18 protein-coding genes are annotated in these 22,779 nt (G+C 68.9%); 11 read left to right on the forward strand and 7 right to left on the reverse strand.

Annotated features, from left to right (window positions below):
- Positions 1–160: 160 nt before the first annotated feature.
- Entirely contained in the window at positions 161–628 is a 468-nt protein-coding gene (locus ACMGDM_RS20135; protein ID WP_436805925.1) for a PilZ domain-containing protein, read from the forward strand.
- A 291-nt stretch (positions 629–919) separates the two neighbouring features.
- Positions 920–1,609, forward strand: coding sequence for a sugar transferase (locus tag ACMGDM_RS20140; protein WP_436805926.1), 690 nt, complete (start codon positions 920–922; stop codon positions 1,607–1,609).
- A 252-nt stretch (positions 1,610–1,861) separates the two neighbouring features.
- Here ACMGDM_RS20140 and ACMGDM_RS20145 read toward each other — a convergent pair whose 3' ends face one another.
- Positions 1,862–2,272, reverse strand: coding sequence for a hypothetical protein (locus ACMGDM_RS20145; protein WP_436805927.1), 411 nt, complete (start codon positions 2,270–2,272; stop codon positions 1,862–1,864).
- A 40-nt stretch (positions 2,273–2,312) separates the two neighbouring features.
- Here ACMGDM_RS20145 and ACMGDM_RS20150 point away from each other — a divergent pair, with 40 nt between their 5' ends.
- Both ACMGDM_RS20150 and ACMGDM_RS20155 read left to right on the forward strand, forming a co-directional pair.
- The gene (locus ACMGDM_RS20150; RefSeq protein WP_436805928.1) at positions 2,313–4,043 is read left to right on the forward strand and encodes a DUF1800 domain-containing protein; all 1,731 of its coding nucleotides are present in this window, start codon (positions 2,313–2,315) and stop codon (positions 4,041–4,043) included.
- Positions 4,044–4,054: 11 nt separating this feature from the next.
- Positions 4,055–5,419: a DUF1501 domain-containing protein gene (locus ACMGDM_RS20155; protein ID WP_436805929.1), complete on the forward strand. Its 1,365-nt coding sequence runs from the start codon at positions 4,055–4,057 to the stop codon at positions 5,417–5,419.
- 145 nt (positions 5,420–5,564) lie between these two features.
- Here ACMGDM_RS20155 and ACMGDM_RS20160 read toward each other — a convergent pair whose 3' ends face one another.
- From ACMGDM_RS20160 to ACMGDM_RS20170, 3 genes are read right to left on the reverse strand one after another with little or no spacing between them, the layout of a single operon-like run.
- Positions 5,565–6,104, reverse strand: a complete 540-nt coding sequence (locus tag ACMGDM_RS20160) for a serine O-acetyltransferase (protein WP_436805930.1) — start codon at positions 6,102–6,104, stop codon at positions 5,565–5,567.
- Entirely contained in the window at positions 6,101–7,336 is a 1,236-nt protein-coding gene (locus ACMGDM_RS20165; protein WP_436805931.1) for a glycosyltransferase family 4 protein, read from the reverse strand. The genes ACMGDM_RS20160 and ACMGDM_RS20165 overlap by 4 nt, the downstream gene beginning before the upstream one ends.
- The gene (locus ACMGDM_RS20170) at positions 7,333–8,622 is read right to left on the reverse strand and encodes a lipopolysaccharide biosynthesis protein (protein ID WP_436805932.1); all 1,290 of its coding nucleotides are present in this window, start codon (positions 8,620–8,622) and stop codon (positions 7,333–7,335) included. Before ACMGDM_RS20170 ends, ACMGDM_RS20165 begins: the two co-directional genes overlap by 4 nt.
- A 311-nt stretch (positions 8,623–8,933) precedes the next feature.
- Here ACMGDM_RS20170 and ACMGDM_RS20175 point away from each other — a divergent pair, with 311 nt between their 5' ends.
- The 4 genes from ACMGDM_RS20175 to ACMGDM_RS20190 all read left to right on the forward strand — a co-directional run bounded on the left by ACMGDM_RS20175 (position 8,934) and on the right by ACMGDM_RS20190 (position 13,917).
- A complete protein-coding gene (locus ACMGDM_RS20175) occupies positions 8,934–10,289 on the forward strand; it encodes a hypothetical protein (protein WP_436805933.1) in 1,356 nt (451 codons plus the stop codon).
- Positions 10,290–10,487: 198 nt separating this feature from the next.
- On the forward strand, positions 10,488–11,627 hold the full coding sequence (locus ACMGDM_RS20180; protein WP_436805934.1) for a glycosyltransferase: 1,140 nt from the start codon (positions 10,488–10,490) through the stop codon (positions 11,625–11,627).
- On the forward strand, positions 11,624–12,715 hold the full coding sequence (locus tag ACMGDM_RS20185) for a glycosyltransferase family 4 protein (protein WP_436805935.1): 1,092 nt from the start codon (positions 11,624–11,626) through the stop codon (positions 12,713–12,715). The genes ACMGDM_RS20180 and ACMGDM_RS20185 overlap by 4 nt, the downstream gene beginning before the upstream one ends.
- Positions 12,712–13,917 (forward strand): glycosyltransferase, encoded by a 1,206-nt coding sequence (locus tag ACMGDM_RS20190; RefSeq protein WP_436805936.1) that lies wholly within the window; start codon positions 12,712–12,714, stop codon positions 13,915–13,917. Before ACMGDM_RS20185 ends, ACMGDM_RS20190 begins: the two co-directional genes overlap by 4 nt.
- A gap of 283 nt (positions 13,918–14,200) precedes the next feature.
- On the opposite strand, the gene ACMGDM_RS20195 is transcribed toward ACMGDM_RS20190, so the two are convergent.
- The 3 genes from ACMGDM_RS20195 to ACMGDM_RS20205 are packed head-to-tail and all read right to left on the reverse strand — an operon-like array spanning position 14,201 to position 18,170.
- Positions 14,201–15,778 (reverse strand): glycosyltransferase family 39 protein, encoded by a 1,578-nt coding sequence (locus ACMGDM_RS20195; protein WP_436805937.1) that lies wholly within the window; start codon positions 15,776–15,778, stop codon positions 14,201–14,203.
- A 24-nt stretch (positions 15,779–15,802) separates the two neighbouring features.
- Positions 15,803–16,984: a glycosyltransferase family 2 protein gene (locus ACMGDM_RS20200; RefSeq protein ID WP_436805938.1), complete on the reverse strand. Its 1,182-nt coding sequence runs from the start codon at positions 16,982–16,984 to the stop codon at positions 15,803–15,805.
- Positions 16,985–17,018: 34 nt separating this feature from the next.
- Positions 17,019–18,170, reverse strand: coding sequence for a glycosyltransferase (locus tag ACMGDM_RS20205; protein WP_436805939.1), 1,152 nt, complete (start codon positions 18,168–18,170; stop codon positions 17,019–17,021).
- Positions 18,171–18,389: 219 nt separating this feature from the next.
- Here ACMGDM_RS20205 and ACMGDM_RS20210 point away from each other — a divergent pair, with 219 nt between their 5' ends.
- The 3 genes from ACMGDM_RS20210 to ACMGDM_RS20220 are packed head-to-tail and all read left to right on the forward strand — an operon-like array spanning position 18,390 to position 22,443.
- Positions 18,390–18,947, forward strand: a complete 558-nt coding sequence (locus ACMGDM_RS20210; protein WP_436805940.1) for a polysaccharide biosynthesis/export family protein — start codon at positions 18,390–18,392, stop codon at positions 18,945–18,947.
- Complete coding sequence (locus ACMGDM_RS20215; RefSeq protein ID WP_436805941.1) at positions 18,947–20,284, forward strand: outer membrane beta-barrel protein; 1,338 nt, start codon at positions 18,947–18,949, stop codon at positions 20,282–20,284. The genes ACMGDM_RS20210 and ACMGDM_RS20215 overlap by 1 nt, the downstream gene beginning before the upstream one ends.
- A gap of 44 nt (positions 20,285–20,328) precedes the next feature.
- Positions 20,329–22,443, forward strand: coding sequence for a GumC family protein (locus ACMGDM_RS20220; RefSeq protein WP_436805942.1), 2,115 nt, complete (start codon positions 20,329–20,331; stop codon positions 22,441–22,443).
- The last annotated feature ends 336 nt before the right edge of the window (positions 22,444–22,779 follow it).

Here is a 22,779-nt window from a genome sequence, read left to right on the forward strand (position 1 = left end):
TCGCGCGCTTGTCCGGACAATATGGCTTCCGCCACGTTTACCATTTAGTTCGAAAAACGCGCTTATTCCGCTACTTCTCCGCGCAGAACCACGCGTCGGTTAACCCGATGGTAGGTGCACCGCCGCTACTCCGATCGCAGCTGATCGAAAGGGTGCGACGATGCTGCTTCACGCGGTGCTGGTAAACGAGGACAGTGACGAGCGTCGTGGCGCGGAGCGTCAGACGATCAACCAGCCGTCGACGCTGCGCGGCGAACGCGGCGCGCACGACGTCTATGTCGCCGATCTCTCGGAGACCGGCTTCAGCGTGACGACCGACTCGCGAATTGCGATCGGCAGCACCGTGACGATCGGGCTCGCCGGTCACGGCCGCGCGATGGCGCGGGTCGTGCGCCAGGTGCCGGGTGGCTATGGCTGCGAATTCGCCATGCCGCTCAGCCCCAGCGTGGTGGCAAGCGCGTTCCGCAACGATACGGTGATCCAGCTCACCTCGTCGGCTCCTCTGGTCGCCGCCTTCCCCGATCCCGTGGTCAAGAAGCTGCCCGGCGCGGTCCGGCTCGGCGTCGTCCTCGGCAGCTCGGCGCTGCTCTGGGCCCTCATCGCACGGGGCGTCGCCGCGCTTCTCTGATCGTCGCACAACGGCGCGGCCGGCACGCCGACGCGCGCGCTGATCGCGCGCGAATCGTCGCGGCCGGCTGACGCCTCTCCCGGCGCCGCCGCGCGCCACTCCGTCAGTTGGAAAAAAATGCAGAACCATGAGGGTTTTGCCACGTATCTCTGCGACCAAGGCGTACCGCTTCGGAACAAGCTGCGACGATCACCCGCGATTTCGAGACGAACAGCGACAACGCGCGGGTTACATTAACGGCCAAATAACCTAATGTTGCGTTGCAGCGTATCGTCCAGGGAGCGATCATCCGTGCATGAAGCGACCATCACCGCGTCGGTACCGGCTACCGACCTGACTGCCCGCGAGGGCGCGTTCAGCCTCCGCCGGATCGACGACATGGCGAGCCGAGCACTCGACGTCGCGCTGGCGGTGATCGCGCTGATCATTCTGGCGCCGCTGATGCTGATCATCGCCGCGGTGATCTACATCCTCGATCCGGGTCCGATCATCTTCGCGCACCAGCGCATCGGCCGCGGCGGCCGCGCTTTCCCGTGCCTCAAGTTCCGCTCGATGGTGGTCGACGCCGATGCGCGGTTGCGGCACCTGCTCGAGACCAGCGCCGAGGCGCGCGAGGAGTGGGAGCGCGACCACAAGCTGCGCGACGACCCGCGCGTGATCGGTATCGGCAAGTTCCTGCGCAAGACCAGCCTCGACGAGCTGCCGCAGCTGATCAACGTCGTGCGCGGCGAGATGAGCCTGGTCGGGCCGCGCCCGATCGTGGTCGGCGAGATCGCGCGCTACGGCCGCTATTTCGAACATTATTGCGCGGTGCGCCCCGGGATCACCGGACTGTGGCAGGTGGGCGGCCGCAACGACGTGTCGTATCGCCGCCGCGTCGCTTATGATGTGACGTACAGCCGCGCGCGCTCGTGCGCGATGAACGTCAAGATCATGGCCTATACGGTGCCGAGCGTACTGTTCCAGCGCGGGTCCTATTGAGCCCGTACTGATCTTCAGCGCTGTCGACGGCGCCGCCCCAACGGGCGGCGCCGTTTTCGTATCGGCGCCGCACGCTCGCCAAACGTTACGCCCTCGACATCGAAGTGTTAACGGCCGTAAACCAGTATAAACGACTTTCTCCGGTGTATTCGGCCGCAGCGGACCAGTCGATCCCGGGTTGATCGTCCGTACAGCTTTGCTGCCGCATTAACCTCACCTTTAAGGCCTGCCCCTATTGCTGTTGCAGCGCGGTCACCGCGCGACATCCAGATCATTGAACTCGGGCGGGGCAGGCGTGACGAGCGCACGACGACGTACATCTTTGCTGACGGCCTGCGCGTGTCTCGCGCTGGCGGGCTGCGGCGGCGGCGGTGGCGGCGGTGGCAGTTCCGCCGCCGCACCGGCGCCCGTCGTCGTCGTACCCGCCACACCGACGCCGTCGCCGACTCCGGTGGTTTCGCCGGCGAGCTCGGGGCCGACCACGACACCAGCGACCGGCGGCACAGGCGGCGGCGACATCGTGATCGTCACGCCGACGCCGGCCCCCGCCGCGTCGCCGACGAACGCCGCGCCCACGCCGTCCGCCACGCCGACCTCCCTGCCCGGCTCGAGCACCCCGACACCGCCCCCGACCAGCGGCGGCATCGTCGTCGTGACGCCCACGCCCGCCCCCGCCGCCACGCCCGCGCCAACCGCAACGCCGGTGACGGAGCAGCCCGCCGGCGGCTTCGACTATCTTGCCGGTCTGGCGCGTGATCTCGCGGGCGCGATCGCGGATGCGTTCGCGCGCTTCTTTGCGCTGTTCACCACCGATGGCGTCAACCTGCCATGGAGCACGGGGCTGAGCGCGTTCCGCCAGCCCGTGCTTAGCGCGGACGGCGCGGCCGCGATCCCGCCCGACGTGGTGCGGCTCGCGCGGCAAGCCACGTTCGGCCCCACTCCGGACGTGGTCGCGCGCATCGCCGGGCTCGGCGTCTCGGGCTGGATCGACGAGCAGTTCACGCTGCGCGGCAGCACCTATAAGGATCTCACCAGCTGGGTGCCGGCCAATTATTGCACCGGCAACACCAGCGTGCCGCGCTGCGGGTCGATCTATTTCTCGCGCAACCGCGTCGCGGCGCGCTTCTATGCCGATGCGGTGATGGCACCGGACCAGTTGCGCCAGCGCGTCGCCTTCGCGCTGTCGCAGATCCTGGTCGTCGCCGGGGGCGGCGACCAGACCGCCGGGTTGGCGTCCTACCAGCAGATGCTGCTCGACGATGCGTTCGGCAATTATGGCACGCTGCTGCAGAAGGTGACGTTGCACGGCTTCATGGGCCGTTATCTCTCGATGGCGGACAGCAGCCGCGTCGCGCCGTCCGAGAATTACGCGCGCGAGATGCTGCAGCTGTTCACGCTTGGCCCGGTGACGCTCAACCGCGACGGCACGCCGGTGCTTGATGCGAGCGGCGCGACCGTGCCCAATTATGGCGCCGACGACATCCGCGGGCTGTCGCGCGCGCTGACCGGCTGGACCTATGCGCGCAGCGGCGGCCGTACCGACTGGACCGGCAACGATTACTCGCTGCCGATGGTCCCCGCCGCGGCGGCGCGGTATGACAGCGACCCCAAAGCGTTCCTTGGCACCAGCGTGCCCGCGGGCAGCACCCCGGCGGACAGCGTCCGAATCGCGGTGGCCGCCGCGTTCAACCACGCCTCCACCCCGCCGCATGTCGCCAAGCTGCTGATCCAGCATCTGGTGAAGTCCAATCCGACGCCCGGCTATGTCGGCCGGATCGCGGGCGTGTTCGAGAACAACGGCAGCGGCGTGCGTGGCGATCTCAAGGCGGTGGTCCGCGCGATCCTGCTCGACCCCGAGGCCCGCGGCGACGAGCCGCATGGCACCGATGCGGGCAAGGTGCGCGAGCCGGTGCTGGTGCTCACCGCAGTGGCGCGCGCGATCGGCCTCGCCACCGATGGCATCGCCTTCATCCAGCGCGACTCCAACGTCGGCCAGCCGGTGTTCGGCGCACCCTCGGTGTTCAACTTCTACCCGCCCGACTATCCGCTCGCGGGCACGACCGGGCTGGTCAGCCCCGCTGCCAAGCTGGTCAGCGCGGGCAATGCCACCTGGCTTCACAACATGGTCTATAACTGGACCGCGCTGGGCGAGCCGGGCCGCGGCGAGTGGACCTACGACATGGGGCTGCCCAACTTCACCGGCAGCCAGCCCAATTGGGCGTCGTGGGACGCGATCGCGCAGGATCCCGACCGCCTCGTCGCAGTGGTGAACCTGCTGCTGCTCAACAACAGCGCCACCGCGACGCAGAAGGGAGCGCTGCGCAGCGCGATCCTGTCGATCCGCAACAGCAACACCGCCACCCAGGCGCACAAGCGCGCCCAGATGGCGCTCTACATCGCCGCCTCCAGCCCCAACTTCCTGGTCGATCGCTAAGGAACGCCCGCATGTCGATCACTCGTCGTCACTTCCACCGCACCGCGTTGACCGCCGGCGCCGCCGCCGCGATCGGCATGTTCGGCCGCACCGCCGCGTTCGGCGCCACCAGCAGCGGCTATCGCGCGATGGTTGGCGTCTTCCTGTTCGGCGGCAACGACGGCTGGAACATGGTCGTGCCCACCGACCCGACCCTATACGGCGCCTATCTCGCGTCGCGCGGCACGGTCGCGCTCGCGCCCGGCGCGCTCGCGCCACTGGCGGGCTCGGGCTATGCGCTGCACGGCGCGATGGCGCCCCTCGCCGCCAAGTGGAACCAGGGCGCGCTGTCGCTGGTGCTCAACACCGGCACGCTGGCGGTGCCGCTCGACAAGACCACCTACGCACAGCGCCCCGATCTGCGCCCGACCAACCTGATGAGCCATGCCGACGAGCAGGAGCATTGGCAGGGCCTGCGCGCCCGCGCGGTGAGCCGCGACGGCTTCATGGGGCGTTTGACCGACCGGCTCGCCGCGAGCGGCAGCGTGCCGCCGCTGATGAGCTTCGCGGGCAACAACATCGCACTGATCGGGCAGAGCGCCAAGCCGATCGTGCTGCCCGCCACCGGCTCGCTCACCCGCTCCACGTCGAACAACAGCGCGGTGGATCAGGCGGTCGCGGCGTTTGCGAGCGGCGCCGGGCTCGGCACGATGACCGAGGCCACCGCAGCGAGCTATACCGACGCCTACACCATGACGGGTGCCACCGCGTCGGTGCTGTCACAGGCGAGCACGGTCGACGCCTATTTCGTCGATCCCGCCACCGGCGCCGCGCTCACCACCGATCTCGCCAACCAGCTCAAGCGCGTCGCGCGCATGATCGAGGCGCATGGCACGCTCGGCCACGCGCGCCAGAGCTTCTTCGTCTCGCACGGCGGTTATGACACGCACGACAACCAGGTGACCGCGGGCGACACCGGCAAGGGCACGCATGCCACCTTGCTGCGCGATCTGGCGGTGGCGCTCGCCGCGTTCCACGACGCGATGCTCGCGCTCGGGCTGGGCGACAATGTCACCGCCTTTACGATGAGCGACTTCGGCCGCACCTACAAAGGCAATGCGCAATATGGCTGCGATCATGCCTGGGGCAGCAACCATCTCGTGCTGGGCGGCGGCGTCACCGCGCGCGGCGTGTTCGGTCGCTATCCCGATCCGACGCTCGGCGGCAATGACGACATCGGCTGGGACGGACGCTTCCTCCCGACCACCTCGCAGGAAGAATATATCGGCGCGATCCTGCGCTGGCACGGCGTGAGCGACGCCGACATGGGCTATGTCGTCCCCAATTGGACGACCTGGTCGACCGGCGGCCGCGCCCCGCTCGGGCTGTTCGTATAGAGCGGCGCCGAGGCGGGTGACGCTCGGGGCTAGGTGCCGCATCCTCAGAGGCGAAGCCATCTGCGGGACAATGGATCCTAGAACACGTTAAGGATGACGGGAGCGGTGGAAGGTCCGACGCCCTTCACGCCCGCCGGCCACCTTATCATTCGAGCGGCAGCGCTCTTGCCCCGTCCGCGAGACGGATCAGTTGCGCCGGGTTGCCCGCGACCACCGCCCCGGCGGGCACGTCGTGGCGCACCACCGACCCGGCGCCGACCACCGCGCCCGCCCCCACCGTGATCCCGCCGATGATCACCGAGTTCGGATAAATCACCGCGCCGTCCCCGATCACCGGATAATCGTCGCGCTTGGCGCGGCCGATCGTCACCGATTGGTACAGCGTCACCCCGGCGCCGATGGTGACGCCCTGTCCGATCACTACTGCGGTGGGATGCGGCAGCGACAGGCCCGGGCCGATCACGCTGTCGAGATGGAAGTGGCAGCCGCTGCGTCGCGTGTTCCATGCCCAGATGAGGTTCCCGAGCTTGTCGAGCGGAGTGCGGATGAACGGCAGTGCCAGCCGGTGCAGCAGGATCGTGCTGAAACCGGGAATGAACAGGAAGGCGGTGACGATGCGGCCCCAGCCCTCGCGCCCCGTCGCCGCCTTCAGGTCGGCACGGATCGCGGCGCGCGTGCCGCTCACGCCGTCGCCTCCGCCGGCGCGCGCAGCAGCGCGGGGTCGGTCACGCCGTACAGCGGCAGCAGCGCATCGACCATCGGCGCGATGCCGAACAGCCGCCGCGCGCGCGCCGCATTCTCCATCGCCATGGCGTGACGCCGGGCCGGATCGGCGAGGCGAACCAGCGCGTCGGCAAGCGCCTGCGGGTCTTCGAACGGAATGATGTAGCCGTTTTCGCCGTCGACGATCTGGTCGGTCGCGCCGCCGGTGGGCGTGCGGATCGGGACGAGTCCGGCCGCCATCGCCTCGACCACGCCGATCGCGAAGCCCTCGAACCGGCTCGGCAGCACGAACGCGTCGGCGGCCCACAGCGCCGGACGCACGTCGCTCATGAAGCCGACGAAGCGGAACGCTTCGGCATCGGCCGGATCACGGCTCTCCGCCACCGCCTTGATCTCCACCTCGCGATCGGCGCCGCCGCTGCCGACGAAGAGGCAGGTCACGCCGAAGTCAGGATGCGTCACGCGCAGCCGGCGGACCGCCTCGATCAGGATGTCATGCCCTTTCACCCAGGCGAGCCGCGCGGCGAGCACGCACACGAACCGGTCGGGCGCGAGATCGAAGGCAGCGCGCGCCTGCGCGCGCTCGTCCGCCGAGGGCGGGAAGAAATGGTCGAGGTCGGTGCCTGCGACGATCTTGGTGACGCGCTGCTTGAACGGGATCCGGTGCGAGCGGAGGAACGCCAGCGACTCGTCGGACAGCACGATCAGCCGCTCGGGGAAGAACAGCGACAGGAACAGCTCCTGCGTCGCGCCGAACTTCTTGTTGGCGGAGCGCCGCACCGTGTCGAGCCCGCCGAGTACCGACTGGTGATAGGTGCCGACGAAGCGCACCCCCGTCATCGCGGCGAGCACCTTGCCGAGGTACAGCATCCCCAGCCCATGCGCGTTGATTGCCTGGATGTCGTTGGCGCGGATGTAGGCGGCCATGCGGCGGATCAGCGCAATGCCGGGAAAGCGCCTCATCCCCGGCTCGTAGCGCCATTCCTCCAGCGCCTCGTCGAGCAGCTCGCGCTTGCGCTCCGATTTGGCGTCCGAGCGGATCACGCCCGAGATCAGATAGACGCGGACGCCGCGCTCCTTCAGCCCCGCCGCCAGGGTCTGGCAGTAGGTGGCGATGCCGTCGTTGCAGTTGATCACCTCGGCCAGGAACAGCACGCCGGGGCCGCGCGGGGTGGTGGTGCTCGCGGTTGTCATGAGGTCAACTCCGTCTCGGCTGGGCTGGCGGGGCGCGGCGTATGGGCGAAGCGCCACAGGATGCGGCCACGGATGCTCGTCAGCGTCACCGCGGTGAGCAACGCGCCGAGCGCGGTGCCCGAGAAGCCGAACAGCTTGATCGACACGAACGTCAGCAGCGCGGAGAGCACGATGCCCGCCATGTTGATGTAACCGTATTGGCGATCCTTGTGGATGCTCATGAGCCCGATGTTGAACACATCCGAGGTGGAGCGCGTCACGGTGGCGAGCAGCAGCATCACGAACACGCCGCGGTGGCTCGCCAGATCGCGCATCGCCATGACGCGGAAGATGATCTCGCTGGCGCCCAGGATCAGCACCGCCAGCACCGAGGCGAAGCCGATCACCTTCATGATCTGGCGGCGCAGCTCGGCCGACCATGCGCTGACCGAGCCGCCGCGATACGCCTTGTACACCGAGGGCAGCGCGAGCTGCACCACCGCGGTGCCCACCAGCGTCTGCAACGCATTGGTGAGCGACCAGTAGAAGGTGTAAAGTCCGGTCTGCCGCAGCCCGAGCAGGAACGACACGACGTAGCGGTCGATATAGAGCGATCCGATCATGCCGAGGTCGCTGAGATAGATGAACCACGACTCCTTCAGACGTCGCGTCACCCACTCGGTTTCCACCCGCGCTTCCAGCACTTCGCGCAACGGCCAGCCGCGGATCGACCAGAACAGCAGCGCGGTGTAGAAGGCGTAGCTGACGATCCAGCTGATGAAGATCACCTCGATCGTGCGGTAGGCGGGCGCATACAGCCCGAGCCCGATCGCGAACGGCACCCATAGCGCCAGCTTCACGAACACCAGCACATTGGCCAGGAACGGCAGCTCCACCGCGATCAGCGAAACGTGCAGGTCGATCGTATAGGTCTCTAGCCAGACCAGAGCGGCAATCAGCAGGTGCACCTGCGTGATGGGATAATGGAAGGCGGTCGCGATCAGCCAAGCCAGCAGGGTGGCGGTGGTCAGCGCGATCGTGGTGACGGTGAGGCGCGTCTTCACGCGGACGCCCGATTCGAACCGGCTGACCCCGACGATGTCACGCGCGAGGAAATAGTTGAGCCCGAGACCGATCAACGCGGGCGTGAGCCCGATCGCACCCAGCGCGAGGCCGTAGACGCCCGATGCCTCATAGCCGAGGAATTTGATGATATAGAAGGAGAGCAGGAATCGCATCGCCAGGCCGGCGCCGCGGATGCCCACGCTGAAGAGGCTGGTCAGCCGGGCAGGGATCGTCAAAGCCATCGATGCTCCACCTGTCGGGAGGTCCAGGGTCGGGCGCGACTCGCCCGCCGGGTTTCGTCGACACGGCGCGGTGCGGCATATTCGACCGCTGCCCGAATCGTCGTCCCCGCCGACTACCCCGCGTGCCCGGCCTGCCTGCCCCGTCACCCGCGCCGGTGCGGCGCAAATTGATCCGTTGCGGCAAATCGCTTAGCTAAAGCGGCGGCGTTCTGGCAAGCGTCATGCTGCAACAGCGAAGACGCGCGGTCGGCAGGGTGGCGCATCCAAACGCCCTCACCTGCGTTGCCGCCGTCGATTGGGATAACGGTGCGATGATGCGAACTGTGAAGCGTTCGGTGATCCTCGCCGGCGTGGCGGTGCTCGCCGCCGGTACGCTGGCGACGACGACGCTGCTCAGCGTCGGTCGCGCGCAGTCGCCCGCCAGTGCCACGATCGATCCTGCGCAAACGCGGCTGTTCGACCGCGGCACCTATTACCTCGGCGTCGCCACCCGGCTCTCGGCACGGCGCAACCTCGGCTATGATCTCGCGCCGGTGGCGCAGGCGTTGCCGGCGCTCGGCTTCAACTCCTATCGCGACGGCGTGATCTGGTACCCGGGATTGCCCGAGGACGGGGCGGTGCCCGCGCCCAAAGTGATGGCGATGCTGCAGCAGAGCAAGGCGCGCGCGTTGCTCGTGCTCGCCGGCGACGCCAATGGTCCGGGCAGCGCGCCGCTCGACGAGGTGCGCCGCGCCAAGTTCGCCGACTTTGCCAGCCGCGCGGTGGGCAACACGGTCGCTTATGGGCCGATGTACGAAGTGTGGAACGAGTGGAACCGCACCGCGCTGCCCAAGGCCAAGCCGATGTCGACCGAGGGCGACATCGACGATCCGCGCTATGCCGGTCGCTATGCGGAGGTGGCGCGCAGCGCGGTGGCCGCGATCGTCGCCGCGCATCCGGGGGCCAAGGTGCTGGTCGGCGCGGCGGCGAACGATCCGCAATGGAGCTGGATGAGCGGGCTCGCGCGCGAGAACGGGCTAGCCGGCGCGGCCGGCGTGTCGGTGCATCTCTACAATCAATGCGATCGCCGCATCCGCGGCAGCGACGAACTGCTCGGGCGACTGCGCGCGCTGAACCGCGCGATCCGTCCGATCGCCGGGCGAGCGGTCGATCTCTACGTCACCGAATGGGGCTTCTCGACCGGCACCGCCTGCCAGGTCGACAGCGCGTTCGTGGCGGCGAATTCGGCGCAATTCCTCTTCGGCGCGGCGGCGCTGCCGTATGTGAAAGGCACGTGGCAATATGAGCTGAAGGACACCGGCAACAATCCCAACGACCTCGAAGACCGTTTCGGCGTGCTCGATGCGCAGTTCCGGCCCAAGCCGTCGACCTGCGCGGTGCATGACGCGTTGACGGTGCTGCGCTCGGTGCGCGCGATCGGCACCGCGCCGACGCCGCCGGGCGTCACCGCCATCATCGCCCGCACCGGCAGCGAGATGCTTGCGCTGCTGTGGAGCGGCAGCAGCGACGGCGCCGCCGTGGCGCGGGTGCCTGCGGCGACCAAGGTGTCGACCTTGTGCGGGCAGACGCGCGCGGTCGGCGCCGGGCAGGCGATTGCACTCGGCGCGATGCCGGTGGTCGTGCATCTCGGCGCGGCGCCGCCCCCGCTTCGTCTCACCGTCGGGTGATCACACCAACTCGTTGATGTGCGAAGCGCATTGCGCTGCACAACCGCATCGCATATGCCTCGCCGCGCCTAGCGCCGCTACGATGCGGCGGCGATAAGGAGTGCGGCTTGGCCCTTTCGGACACGATCCGCGACATCGTTTCGCGCGCCAAGCGGCGACAGCAGCGCTCCAACGATCATCGGCTTCATCGTGGATAATTTGCCAAGCGACCCCTCCATCCGCGTGCTGCACGTCGCCGAATCCGCGCGCGGCGGCGTGGGCACCTACCTCAATCACACGCTGCCCGAGCTCGAGACGTGGCGCGGTGCGGACGGTCGCGCGCTGCGCAACTGCGTGCTCATGCCCGCGGAGCATCGCTTCATGCTGACGCGCGTGGCCGATGAGTCGGTGTCCACCTATCGTCGCGACGGGCGCGGGCCGGCCGCCTTCGCCCGGCTCGCCGCCGCGATGTGGCACGCCCTTCGCCGTTTCCGCCCGGACGTGGTCCATCTCCATTCCAGCTTCGCAGGCATGGTGGGGCGACCGCTGCTGCTGCTCAGCCGGGCGCTGCTCAACTGCCCGCGTACCGTGATCTACAGCCCGCACGGCTGGGCCTTCCAGATCACCGGCTCGCGGCTGCGCCAGGGCGCCACCGCCGCGGTGGAGCGCGCGCTGGCGCTGCTGGCCGATCGCATCGTCGTCCTCTCCGATGCGGAGCGCGCCGAGTGTGTCGAGCGCGGCTTCCCCGCCGCCAAGCTGGTCCGCATCTACAACGGGATCGAGACGGCGCCGCCGGTGGTGGCGCCGGCGACCTGGTCCGATCCGAGGATCAAGGTCCTGTTCGTCGGACGGTTCGATCGCCAGAAGGGGCTCGATACCCTGCTGGAGGCGGCACGCGCCGCCCCCGATCGCGTCCACGTCCGCTGCGCCGGTGCGAGCGTCGTCGGGGACGACGATACGCAGGCGCCTCCCGCCAATGTCGAGATGATCGGTTGGTGCGACGAGACGCAGCTGCAGGCGCAATATGCCGCGGCCGACGTGATCGCGGTGCCGTCGCGGTGGGAAGGCTTCGGGCTGGTCGCAGCGGAGGCGATGCGCGCGCAGCGCGCGGTGGTGGCGAGCCATGTCGGCGGGCTGCCCGAGGTGGTCGAGGATGGCGTCACCGGAAGGCTGGTGCCGCCCGACGACGCCCTCGCGTTGCTTGCCGCGCTGCTCGCGGACGACGATGCCGCGCGAACGGCAATGGGCGCTGCAGGGTATGAGCGGTTCCGCGCGCTGTTCACCGCGGAGCGCAGCGCGGCGGCACTCGCCGCCACCTATGCCGTGATGGTGCCGGTGAGGTCCGGAGAGAAGGCATGAGCGCGGCCCGCACGATCTACGTCAACGGTCGCTTCCTGACCCAGCCGTTCAGCGGCGTGCAGCGCTATGCCAGCGAGATCGTCGCGCAACTCGACGCGCGCGTCGGCCGGGGCGAGAACGCGACGGGGACGCGCTATGTCCTGCTCACCCCGGGCGACGCCCGCGACGCCGGGCTGCGCCATATCGAGCAGCGCGCGGTCGGGCGGTTGCACGGCCATGCCTGGGACCAGATCGATTTCGCGCGGGCGGCGTGGCGCGGTGTCGCGCTCGGGCTCGCCGCCGCGGGGCCGGTCGCGCTGCGGCGCCAGCTGGTGGTGATCCACGACGCCGCGGTGCAGCGCCATCCCGAGCTGTTCAGCGCCAATTACGTGCGCGCGCACGCGGTGATCGACCGGCTGCTGGCACGACGCGCACGGCTCGCCACCGTGTCGAATTTCTCGCGCCGCGAACTCGCCGAACTGCTCCACGTCGACGCGGCGTCAATCCTGGTGGCACGCAACGGCGCCGACCATCTCACCCGCGCGCCGGATCCGACGATCGTCGACCGGCTCGGGCTGTCGAACGCGCCCTTCTTCCTGGTGCTGGGCAACATCACGCCCAACAAGAATCTGGCGGTGGCGATCCGCGCGCTGGCGCGGCTGCAACCCGCGCCGGTGCGGCTGGTGGCGGTCGGCCGGCTCGAGCCGTCGGTGTTCGGTCAGGGCGCGATGCCGGCAATGGGCGACGGGCTGATCCTCGCCGGCCGGCTTGACGATGCCGAGGTGGTGGGGCTGATGCGCGCGGCGCGCGCGCTGGTCTTCCCCAGCCTGTACGAGGGCTTCGGCATCCCGCCGCTGGAGGCGATGGCGAACGACTGTCCGGTGCTCGCCAGCACCGCCGACGCGGTGCGCGAGACCTGTGGCGACGCCGCCGACTATTTCGATCCGCGCGACGATGCCGCGCTCGCTTCGCTGATGCGTGCCGCGCTCGACGATCCCGGCGCCTGGCGCGCCAAGCGCATCGCCGCCGGGCGCGCGCGGGTCGGCCAGTTCAGCTGGCGCGACTCCGCGACGGTGCTGGCGACGACGGTGGAGCAGATGAGTCGATGAAGGTCCTGATCGTCAACGTGCTCTACCCGCCGCATCGCATCGGCGGCGCGGAAAAGTCGGTGTCGCTGCTGGCGGAAGCGCTGGTGCGCCACGGTGACGAGGTAGTGGTCGCGACGCTCGACGACACGCCCGCGCCGGTGACCGAGCAGCGCAACGGCGTGACCGTGCATCGGCTGCCGATCGACAATCTCTATTGGCCCTATGATCCCGCGCAGCCGCGGCGCTCGTCGCTCGACCGTCTGCGCTGGCACGTGCGCAACCGCTGGAACCGCGCCGCGGCGCGCCGGTTCGGGGCGCTGCTCGACGCCGTGCGGCCCGACGTGGTTCATTGCAACGTGGTGACCGGGTTCAGCCCGGCGATCTGGCGCGAGATCCGGCGACGCAGGCTGCCGCTGGTGCAGACGCTGCGCGACTACGGGCTGATGTGCACGCGCTCGGCGCTGTTCAAGCACGGCAAGGTCTGCGCGCAGCGCTGCCTCGAATGCCGCACCCTCACCGCTCCCGCGAAGCGACATTCCGCGCACGTGGACCAGCTCGTCTCGAACAGCGAGTTCGTGATCCGCACGCACCATGACGAGGGCTATTTCCCAGGCGTGCCGGCGCGGCGTATCTTCAACATCGTGCCGCTTCAGGCGCGCGACCGTGCCGCGTTGCCCGCGACCACGCCGCTGACCTTCGGCTTCATCGGCCGGGTCGAGGCGGAGAAGGGGATCGAGGTGGTGCTCGCCGCGACCGAGCAGCTCGGGCGTGACGATTGGGTGCTCAAGATCGCGGGCAGCGGCGAGGCGGACTATGTCGCGCGGCTGCGCGCGCGCTACGCCGACCCGCGGATCGAGTGGATCGGCTTCGCCGACGCGGACCAGTTCTACGCTACGATCGACACGGTGCTGATCGCGTCGGTGTGGCCCGAGCCGCTGCCGCGCACGCTGATCGAGGCGCTGTCGTTCGGCCTGTCGGCGATCTGTGCGGAGGCAGGCGGCATTCCCGAGATCGCTGACCTGGCGCGCGTGTCGATCACCTATGCGCCCACCGACGTGGCCGCGCTCGCCGCCGCGATGCGCACCGCGATCGACGCCAAGCCCGAATGGCGCGCGGGCGGGCTCAGCGACCCCGGCGCGCTGGGCTGGTTCGCGGAGGACCGCATCGTCGCCGAGAACCGCGCCGCCTATCAGGACGCGATTGCCGCTCGCGCCGGCGGCTGATTCGCCCGAGCTGAGCCGTGCTCGCGCGCATGCGAGACCTCAGCGAACCCGCCTCGTCATCCCGCGCTTGAGCCGGGATCTATCGTGACGGCGTTCGCGCCGTGTCGCAGAGGCCTCGAACAAGCGGGAGCCCGGAGCCAAGCGCCGCAGCGTTGATGACCCCGGACTCCGCCGTTCGCCGAAGCATGCTGACGGTTTAGACGGGCTGGATCAGGCTCGGCAGCTAATCCGCTGGCGCAGCGCAACGCTCCGGCGGAAGACGCATAGAATGCCGAGGCGCGCGTCAGCGCGCGTCGCGGCGATCGAGATAGAGCAGGTCGCCGCCCACGCGCATCCGCTGCCGCAACGCTTCGAGCGAGCGCGGCGGCAGCGGCCCGATTACCACCGGACGCTCGGGCGTCTCGCCCACCGTCGCCGGGCTCAGCAGGCCCGCGTCGCGCAGGTCGAGGAGCGCATCGTGGAACGGACGGCGCAGGACGTAGGCGCGCGCCCCCGCCGGCACTGCGCCCGCGTCGGCGCGCGCGCCGACCGCCGCCGCAAGCCCGCGTCCCCAGCCGTCGAGCTGCGGTCCGGGCGCCACCAGCGGCACCACCGTGAAGGGACACGTCGGCCGATGCAATTCGACGCGACAGGCCATTTCCGTCGCGATACCCATTGCCTCGCCGTCGACGAACAGCACCGCGCGCGGATCGGCCGCGGTGCGCGTCACCACCGCGCGCCAGTCCTCCTTGAGCAGGTTCTGCCGCGTCAAGGCGAGGGTCATCGCCAGCGCCGCCGCCGCCGCGACCGCCGCGGCGAGATACCATCGCCCGTGCAGCGAAGCGGCACCGCGTGCCGCGAGCACCAGCGGAAACAGCGACAGCCACAGGATGGTGCGATCGAGGAAGATCGGCTGTTTGAGATTGAGCACCACGAACAAGGCGCTCGCGACCACGAGACAGGCGAGCGTCAGCCGCGTCGCGGCTTCGGTGCGGCCGCGCCACGCGCCCAGTGCGGCGAACCCCGCCACCAGCAGCGGCGCGGGCAGCTGCAACAGGCTCACCTGACGCGACTGGAGCAGCGTGGCGACGTAGATCAGCGCGCTCTTGCGCACGCCCAGCCCCTGCAGCCACCCGAGATTGCCGTTAGGCTGAGTGAGTTGGAGAAAGGTCATGTAGAGCCACCAGGCGGTGGCCAGCGCGATGGCGAGATCCGCGACCAGCAGCGTGACCCAGGCGCTCCCGCGGAACGGCCGGAAGCGCGGGTCGACCAGCATCAGCGCCAGCGTCGCGGCGGCGGGCCAGATCACGCCCGTGGTGTGCAGGTAGATGCCGGCGACCGCTCCCGCGACATAGGCGAGCCAGCCCCAGCGGCGCGCGCGCGGCGTCGCCGCCAGCGCGACGTGAAGCAGCCCCGCGAACGACACCGCCACCGCGAGGTACAGGAAGATGTAGGCGCGTACCTGATGCGCGAAATAGAGCTGCTGCGGCGAGAGCGCGAGCAACAACGCCGCGATCACCGCGGCGCGCCGTCCGAACCCACGCGCGACCGCGGCGTAGACCGCGACGATCGCCGCCAGGCTGGCGACGATGCCCGGGAGGCGGAGCCCGGTCTCGCTCAGACCGGCAGCGGCGATCCAGCCACGCAGCACGGTGTAGAACAGCGGCGGGTTGGTCTCGCGCAGCATCCACGCGCCCCACAACCGGTCGAGCGGCTGCGCGGCGAAGAAGACGGAGGCGAGCTCGTCGAACCACAAGGAATAGTCCGCCCAGGCGACTCGCACGACGCCGGCCACCAGCACCGCGACCGCGAGCGCGGCCAGCGCGACGGGTGCGCCCGGCGCGGCCGGGTCGGCGCGCTCCACCGTCTCGATTCGCTCCATCCTGCCCCCTTCCCGCGCCGCGGCTCAGCCGCGCTTGCGCCAGGTGAAGATCGACGACATCGCGTAGTTCCACACCGTGGTCACCGCGATCCCGGCGAGCGCCGACACCACCAGATAGTTCTTCCGCTGATACAGCCAGTGCGCGATCCCGACATTGGCCATGAAGCCGATCCCGCACACCAGGTTGAAGGTGAGCCAGCCCCATACCAGGCGCCGCCCGGTGAGGCGTTGGTCGCGATAGGTCAGCAGATTGTTGAGCAGGAAGTTGCTGGTGGTGGCGACCAGCGTCGCCGCGCCTTGCGCGATCGCGAACGAGCGCCCCTGATGCGCCGCACCGTTGCCGAACAGCAGCAGCGATTCGAGCACGATCGTCAGCACCAGGAAATGGACGAACACGCCCGAGCCGCCCACCAGCGCGAAGCTGATGAAGCGCACCGGCACGTAGCGGCCGAACGACTTGTCGAGCAGCAGCTGGAAATATTCCCACAGCACCAGGCTGTCGAGCTTGCTCTCGCCGTGCTGGCGCGTGCGGAACGTGTAGGGCACCTCGGCGACGCGCAGCGGCTCGGGCGACGAGGCCGCGATGTCGAGCAGGATCTTGAAGCCGACCGTCGAGAGATTGGGCAGCGCCGCCATGAAGGCGTCGCGGCGGAGCATGAAGAAGCCGCTCATCGGATCGCTGATCGGCGCGCGCGTCAGCCGTCCGGCAAGACGCGTGGCGAAGCGGCTCATCGCGGCACGACGACGGTCCCACTCGCCCACACCGCCCCCCGCGACGTAGCGACTGCCGACCACGAGATCGACGTCGCCCTGCGTGATGCGGCCGAGCATCGCGGGCAAACAGCGCTCGTCATGCTGCATGTCGCCGTCCATCACCGCGACGTAAGGCGCGGAGGTGGCGAGGATCCCCTCGATGCACGCGGACGACAGCCCGCGCCGCCCGAAGCGATGCACCACGCGCACGCGCGGGTCCGTCAGCGCCAGATCGCGCGCGTGATTGGCGGTGCCGTCGGGCGAGTTGTCGTCGACGAAGACCACCTCCCAGCGCACGCCCGCCAGCGCGGCGTCGAGCGCGGCGACGAGCAGCGGCACGTTGCGCGTCTCGTTGTACACCGGCACCACGATGGCGAGCTCGGCCGGCAGTGCGCGCGGCACGGCGTCGGCCGAGGCGCGGGACGCCGTGTCCGCAAGAGGCGGCGTATCCATTCTGTCTCCCGCTTCGGTCACGTGGGGCATCGGATCAGGACGCCGCCGTGGGCGGATCGAGCCGCACCGACAGCGCCGGATCCCACACCGTATAGGTCTTGCCCAGGAACAAGGACTCGAGCACGCCAACGCCGACGCCGTATAGGCTCAGCACCGCGGACGAGACGAGCGACAGCGGCTTGGCCTGGGTCGCCTCACCGAGCCACAGCAGCACCGCGCCCGCGAGCACCAGCCAGGCCGCGGTCGCCCAGCCAGCGGCCAGCCCGACCGCGAGCGTCGCGAACAGCGCCGCGCCCGCCACGAAAAAGGGCATCAGCCACTTCATCGGACGATGCGAGATATAGGCGTAGAGCGGCAGAAAGCGCATACGCCGCAGCTGGGGCCACATCGCGCGGTGCACGTTGATCGCCTGACAGGCGATCCGCTGCTTGCGCCGTTTCTCCTCGTTCGCGCCGGTGGCGCTGCGCTCATACACCTGGACATCGTCGGCGCTGACGATGCGCGCACCCGCGATCAGGATGGTGAGGCTGAGGAACAGGTCGTCGATCAGGTGCGGCGCCGGCGCACGATGCAGCGAACGGCGCATCATGAACATGGCGCCGTCGCAGCCGATCAGCCCCATGCGATCGCTCTCGATCTGCTTGATGCGCTCCTCGCGCTGCCAATAGCCCGAGCCGAGCGCGGCGGTCGCCGTCTCATCCGAATTGGAGTACACCAGCCGCGCGGTGGCGCAGCCGACGCTGGGATCATCGAGCCAGCGCGCCAGCCGCACGGCGACGTCGACGTCGCTTTCCACGTTTGCGTCGGTGAACAGCAGATAGTCGCTGCGACTGCGCGCGACGAGAAGGTTCATCCCGAAGGTCTTGCCCGCGCGCTCGGTGCCCACCACGAGATCGATCCGGTCGGCATAGTCACGCAGGATCGCGACGGTGTCGTCGTGCGGTGCGTCGGCATAGACGTGGATCGTCGCTGGCCCGTACGCTTCCGCGACCTCGATCAGCCGCTCGATCTTGGCCGCGATCACGTCCTGCTCGTTGTACGCGCTCATGCAAATCGCCAGCGTCGGCCGAGGTGACCGCGGCTCGGGCGCGGGCGTCACCGGCCGCGCGCGAACGAAAAGCCGCAAGCTGAGCGGGTAGGTAAGCAGCGGATGCACCGCGCACGCCAACAGCACCGCGGTTCCCACCAACGCGAGAACGAATAACGTATCTATGGGAAGTCGCCCCGACCTTCGACCGAATGCATTGGCCCCGATGCTCCCAGACTGTGGCGAGAAGACTCAGGATGCAATGGAAAAACCATGATTTGCTATGTCGAAACAGGACATTGTGCTGCACCGCACCATGTTGACGACCCGCAACGTTCGCTGATAGGTATTTACACCGTTAACCGGGGAGCAGTGTCGGTGCGTATCACAGCCTGGGTAGGTTTGATCCTGCTTGGAAATGCGGGTTTTGTCTCCGCCCAGACGGCGACTTCGCCGGCCGCGGCAGCGACCAGTGCGCCCGTCTATCTGCTCGGTCCGGGCGACAAGGTGCAGATCGCGGTCTATGGCGAGCAGGAGCTGACCGGCGAGCAGCTGGTCGGCCCCGACGGCAGCGTCACCTTGCCGCTGATCGGCCGTGTGATGGCGAGAGGCCGCTCGGTCAACCAGGTCTCCGAGGACATTCGCGCGCGGCTCGCCGACGGCTTCGTCCAGAACCCGAGCGTGGCGGTGACGATCGTCAACTACCGGCCGTTCTACATTCTCGGCGAGGTCAACACGCCGGGCCAGTATGAATATGCGCAGGGCATGACGGTACTGTCCGCGGTCGCGCGCGCCGGCGGGTTCACCTATCGCGCCAAGAAGAACGAGGTGTTCGTCAAGCGCGAGGGCGATCCGCAGGAATATCGCGTCCGCGTGACCAACGACCTGCTGATCCAGCCGGGCGACACGATCAGAGTCGGCGAGCGATACTTCTGATGCCGCGCCTCGCTACGCGCGCGCGCCGTTCGCATCTCACCGGCACGCACACCGGGCTGGCAGGCTCGCTGGCGTTGCTCGCGGCGAGCGCGGGCTGCCCTGGCACGGCCACCGCCCAGGTGTTCGGGCCGCTGCTCGATTCCGAGATCCCGCTCACCACGCAGACCGGTCGCAACCAGGGCGTGCAGGATCGTCCCAAGCCCGAGCTTGCTCCGATCGGCCTGCCGCTCGGCAGCTTCCGGCTCTATCCCGAGGTGGCCGCCGGCGTCGGCCTCACCACCAACGTGGTCGGTGCCTCGAGCGACGCGCAGGCCGATTCGTTCGCGCGGCTCACCCCGCAGGTCGCGATCCGCAGCGACTGGGGGCGGCATGCGCTGTCCGGCGTGTTCAACTATTCCGGCGCGCGCTATCGCTGGACCGACGCGAAGAACGAGGATGGTTTCCTCGCGCAGGTCGACGGCCGCCTCGACATCGTCGGCCAGAGCGAAGTGAACGGGCAGGCGTCGTACCGCCGTGTCTACGAGGACCAGCAGGAAGCCAACTTCCCGGTGACCGGCGGTGGCGCGGTGGCGGTGGATCAGGCGCGCGCGATGCTGCGGGCAGCGATCGTCACCAATCGGCTGCGTTGGACCTACAGCGCCGATTACAACAGCTTCCGCTACCGCGACACGGTCAGCACCAACGGCGCGCGGCTTGATCTCTCGTTCCGTGACCGCGATGTCTACCGCGGCACGGTGCGCGCGGAATATCAGACCAGCCCGGACAATTCGCTGTTCGCGCAGGTGACGTATCGCCGCACGGATTACGCCACCGGCAATCCGGTCGACGATCGCACCAGCGACGAGTGGCGCGGCAGCGTCGGCGCGATCGCCGATGTCAGCAGCCTGCTGCGTATCGCCGGCGCGATCGGCTATTTCCGCCGCAGCTATGCCAGCCCGCTTTTCGACACCGTGGGTGATCTCGCGGTGGACGTGCGCGCGGATTATTATCTCTCGCCGCTCACCACGCTTTCCGCGGTGGTGTCGCGCCAGCTCGAGGAAGCGGCGGTGCGCGGTTCGCCGGGCTATCTCGCCAACCGGGTCGGGCTGCGGATTGACCATGAATTGCTGCGCAATCTCGTGCCCTATCTCGGCGCCGATTACTTCATCGGCAACTTCAAGAACTTCGACCGCAAGGACCATGGCTTCAGCGCCGGCGGCGGCTTTGAGTACACGCTCAACCGCCGCTGGGTGCTCGCGCTCGACGCCAATTATCGCTCACGCCTCAGCTCGGGCACGCAGCAGGGACCGGAAATCAACGAGTTCCGTGCGCTCACGAGCATGAAGTTCAGAATTTGACCCAGGACGATGCCCGCATCGGTCTCAGCAAGCGCAGGTAGGTAATGAATCAGGAGACCCTCCGTGACCCTGGGCAGCAGGATCTAGCCGGGCTGTTCTCGCGACTGAAGCGGCACCTGCCGATCAGCATCGCGATCGTCGCCGCGACGCTGGTGCTGGCTTATGTCGGCACCAAGCTGATGACGCCGAAGTACACCGCCACGGCGCAGCTGCAATATGCACCCAGCGAGACGCTCGCGCGCGACGCGGGCACCGGCGGCGTGCGCCCGCAGGGTGACCAGGAGCGCGAAGCGGCGATCACGTCGCAGCTCCAGATCGTCAGCTCGCTCCCGGTCGCCAAGCAGGTGCTGCAGGACAAGGCGGTCGCCAACAACGCGCACCTGCGCGAGGTGGCGAAGACGATGGATCCAACCGGCCAGTCGGTCGATGCGCTCGCCTCGGCGCTGCTCGCCAACGTGTCGGCGACGCGCGTCGGGCAGACGCCGCTGTTCACGATCAGCTACACCGACGAGAACCCGCTCGACGCGGCGCGGATCGCGAATGCCTTCTCGCGTGCCTATCTGGTCGTCCAGGCGCAGCAGAAGGCCGGCACGGAAGACGGCGGCAAGACCGACGCCACCAAGCAGCTCGAGCTGCTCGCCCAGCGCGCGCGCGATGCGGACGCCGCAGTGGCGGCCTATCGCCTGCGCCACAACATCGTCGTCGACCCGACCACGAGTGCATCGGGCGACGAGCTCAACACGATCAACAGCGAGCTGGCGGGCGCGCGCGGCGAGGCGGCACAGGCCGCGGCGCGCGGCGCGGCGAGCGGCAGCACGGTAATCTCGGGCGGGGTGGACACCACCGCGTTGTCGAACCTGCGCCAGCAGCGCGCCGAGGCCGCACGCGATCTCGCCGGGCTGAGCGCGCGCTACGGTGACCGCAACCCGCAGGTGATCGATGCGCGCCAGCGCGTCGCCGAGCTCGACAAGTCGGTGGAGCGCGAGATGGCGAGCGTGTCGCGCAGCGTTCGCGCCGAATCGGATGCCGCGCGTGCGCGTGCGGCCTCGATCGCGGGCAGCCTGGCGCAGACGCAGGGCCGGCTCGCCTCGAACGTCCGCGCGGGGGTGGAGCTCGCCGAGCTGCAGCGCCGTGCCGACGCCGCGCGCCAGCTCTACACCAACCTGCTCGCCACTGTCGGCCAGCAGAACACCAATCTCGCGATCGTTCAGCCCGACGCGCAGGTGATGGTGTCGGCGGTGCCGCCGATCAAGCCGTCGTCGCCGCGGCTCGCGATCAACCTGCTGGTGGGCTTCGCGATCGGTACCGCGCTGGCGCTGGCGCTGGCCTATCTGCGCGAACGCTGGTCGCAGACGATCAACACGATCGACGACATTCAGCGGCTGCTCGGGGTCAACTTCCTCAATTCGGTGCCGACGCTCCAGTCGGCGATCGACAAGCCGAAGACCAAGGATGCGGCCGAGGCGGTGGTGCTCCACCCGATGTCGTCCTACGCGGAGGCGTTCCGCAGCCTCGCCACCACGCTGATCTTCGACGCGCGGGAGGCGAACACCGAGGGCGGCCGCGTGATCGGCGTCACCTCCGCGCTGCCGCGCGAGGGCAAGACCACCACGACGACGTCGATGGCGCGCGTGCTGGCGATGGCGTCGACCAAGGTGGTGATCATCGACGCCGATCTGCGGCGCCGCTCGGTCACCCAGGCGATGTGCCCCGACGCCGCGATCGGCTGGACCAACGCGCTCAACGGCGAAGCGACGCTGCGCGACGTGATGATCGAGGACCGGACCGGCGCTATCATCCTGCCGATCACGCCCGGCGCGGAGAAGAGCCAGCGCATCTTCGAGAGCCAGGCGTTCGCCGATATGCTCACCACGCTGCGGCGCGAGTTCGAGGTGATCCTGATCGACACCGCGCCGGTGCTCGCGGTGGTGGACACGCGCACGATGATTCCGCTGCTCGACTCGCTCGCGCTGCTGGCGCACTGGCGCCGCACGCCGGTGAAGGCGATCCGCGCCGCACTCCACCAGATCGAATCGGTGAATGGCTCGGTCGCCGGCGTGGCGATGACGATGGTGAACCTGAAGACGCAGGCGCAGTCAGGCTATGGCGACGCGTCCTATTATTACACCGACATGAAGGAATATTACGTCAGCAACTGACGGTTGGCGGCGCCGGCGTAAGCCGGCGCCGCGCGCCGTCATCCCGAACTCGTTTCGGGATCCACCGTGCCGCAGGTGCCGCGGCCTTTACGTGTGCGGAGCGGTGGATCCTGAGACAAGCTCAGGATGACGGAGGGTGAGTGCCGCGCGCACGAGCAATCTGCCTTTTCCCAGCACCATCGCCCCGACGAGGAGGACCGACCATCCCGGCGCAACGCCTCGAACGCGCGATGCGCACGCTGGCCGCGCCGCTCGAGCATACCTCGCCGCGATAGGTATCCGCACGGCCAATCACCAGCGCCTCGCGCACTGCCGGATGGTGGTACAGGATCGCCT

The organism is Sphingomonas larreae (assembly GCF_051400595.1).
Taxonomy (GTDB): Bacteria; Pseudomonadota; Alphaproteobacteria; order Sphingomonadales; family Sphingomonadaceae; genus Sphingomonas.

Coding starts and splice junctions, on each gene's coding strand:
- ACMGDM_RS20135 (WP_436805925.1), top strand. CDS start 161: ATGCTGCTTCACGCGGTGCTGGTAAACGAGGACAGTGACGAGCGTCGT.
- ACMGDM_RS20155 (WP_436805929.1), top strand. CDS start 4,055: ATGTCGATCACTCGTCGTCACTTCCACCGCACCGCGTTGACCGCCGGC.
- ACMGDM_RS20165 (WP_436805931.1), bottom strand. CDS start 7,336: ATGACAACCGCGAGCACCACCACCCCGCGCGGCCCCGGCGTGCTGTTC.
- ACMGDM_RS20170 (WP_436805932.1), bottom strand. CDS start 8,622: ATGGCTTTGACGATCCCTGCCCGGCTGACCAGCCTCTTCAGCGTGGGC.
- ACMGDM_RS20175 (WP_436805933.1), top strand. CDS start 8,934: ATGATGCGAACTGTGAAGCGTTCGGTGATCCTCGCCGGCGTGGCGGTG.
- ACMGDM_RS20185 (WP_436805935.1), top strand. CDS start 11,624: ATGAGCGCGGCCCGCACGATCTACGTCAACGGTCGCTTCCTGACCCAG.
- ACMGDM_RS20190 (WP_436805936.1), top strand. CDS start 12,712: ATGAAGGTCCTGATCGTCAACGTGCTCTACCCGCCGCATCGCATCGGC.
- ACMGDM_RS20195 (WP_436805937.1), bottom strand. CDS start 15,778: ATGGAGCGAATCGAGACGGTGGAGCGCGCCGACCCGGCCGCGCCGGGC.
- ACMGDM_RS20200 (WP_436805938.1), bottom strand. CDS start 16,984: ATGGATACGCCGCCTCTTGCGGACACGGCGTCCCGCGCCTCGGCCGAC.
- ACMGDM_RS20215 (WP_436805941.1), top strand. CDS start 18,947: ATGCCGCGCCTCGCTACGCGCGCGCGCCGTTCGCATCTCACCGGCACG.
- ACMGDM_RS20220 (WP_436805942.1), top strand. CDS start 20,329: ATGAATCAGGAGACCCTCCGTGACCCTGGGCAGCAGGATCTAGCCGGG.